The organism is Photorhabdus cinerea, assembly GCF_011189575.1.
GTDB lineage: Bacteria > Pseudomonadota > Gammaproteobacteria > Enterobacterales > Enterobacteriaceae > Photorhabdus > Photorhabdus cinerea.
The window spans coordinates 1-1,078 of sequence record NZ_PUJW01000112.1; the positions used below are offsets into that span (position 1 = coordinate 1).

Annotated in this window: 2 protein-coding genes and 1 pseudogene; 1 reads left to right on the forward strand and 2 read right to left on the reverse strand. The window is 40.1% G+C overall.

Translation table 11 applies throughout. The features are described from left to right. Both C5469_RS24630 and C5469_RS24635 read right to left on the reverse strand, forming a co-directional pair. Positions 1-326, reverse strand: a pseudogene (locus C5469_RS24630) (KilA-N domain-containing protein); the annotation flags it as partial. Positions 327-364: 38 nt separating this feature from the next. Next, on the reverse strand, positions 365-538 hold the full coding sequence (locus C5469_RS24635) for an Arc family DNA-binding protein (RefSeq protein WP_105396883.1): 174 nt from the start codon (positions 536-538) through the stop codon (positions 365-367). 125 nt (positions 539-663) lie between these two features. Between C5469_RS24635 and C5469_RS22820 the strand changes: the two genes are divergently transcribed. Beyond that, positions 664-1,062 (forward strand): Arc family DNA-binding protein, encoded by a 399-nt coding sequence (locus C5469_RS22820; RefSeq protein ID WP_166310978.1) that lies wholly within the window; start codon positions 664-666, stop codon positions 1,060-1,062. Positions 1,063-1,078 lie beyond the last annotated feature (16 nt).

Below are 1,078 nucleotides of genomic sequence, written 5' to 3' on the forward strand. Positions count from 1 at the left end.
TTAACCTGCAAGCGGAACTTTGGCGAGATCCACCCTGCATACTCAACAGCTAGAAGTTCGTGGGCAAAAGTGCCACCATTACGGCCATCAAGTGAAACAGTGCAAATCTGCATAGTTTCTTTTTCTACTTCCGATACAAGCTCTTACGCCTGTTTTGTGCGTAACCATTGAGCCGGGGCCTTATTGCTACCCAAACCACTCGCTTTGTGCAATGCATTTAGGTTGAAACGACCTTCTGAGTCTGTAGTGATTTCGACGCCTGCGATGACAGGAAGGTTTTTATTTGTTACATTGTTCATGTTGGTTCCCTTGATAGTTGCTAACATTAGAGACCTCAGTCGTTGGCGCGGCTGGGGTTTTGCTTTTATTGCACTGCATGCTTCCTTTGCCCTATCACCCTATTCATTCGATCCTTCAAGATTTTCACAATTTCAGCATTCAAAGAGCGACCGCTCTTATCGGATTCTTCTTCGTACCATTCCCTGATCTCTTGCGGCATCCTTAAAGGATATGGGGGTATTCTTTTGTTGTGACTCATAATGATTCCTTTTTTCTCCTTGATATCAACTTAACATAGCCAAATGATGGATCATAAGGACTCACTTGTCAAACATATATTTGCTATCTACACTGCCAAGTAGTGAGTCTAAAGGAGTCAATATAATGTCACGCATAGCACCATACCCTTTACGAATGCCGCCAGAATTAAGAAAGGCATTAGAAAAAAAAGCTGAAAAATCAATGAGAAGCCTCCAGCAAGAGGTCATCTACCATATTGAAATGTCATTACAGATAGAAAACCTTCTCGCATCTGCACCACCAGCATCAAATGATGCTTATACACGGATAGCTAAAGCATTAAGACTGGAAAAAACAGTTGAAGAAAAAGATAAAGAAATTGAAAAATTAAAAATGCAAGTCAGTCTTTTAGCTGAATCAACTAAAATCTCGGATATGGCGAAATTCGATATTATTCAACAAAATGTTGAGTTCATAAAATCAGCTATAAGAAAAATAGAAAATGCAATACCGCCTGAACCAATCACATTAACCAACAAATAAGCCCCATAAGGGGCTT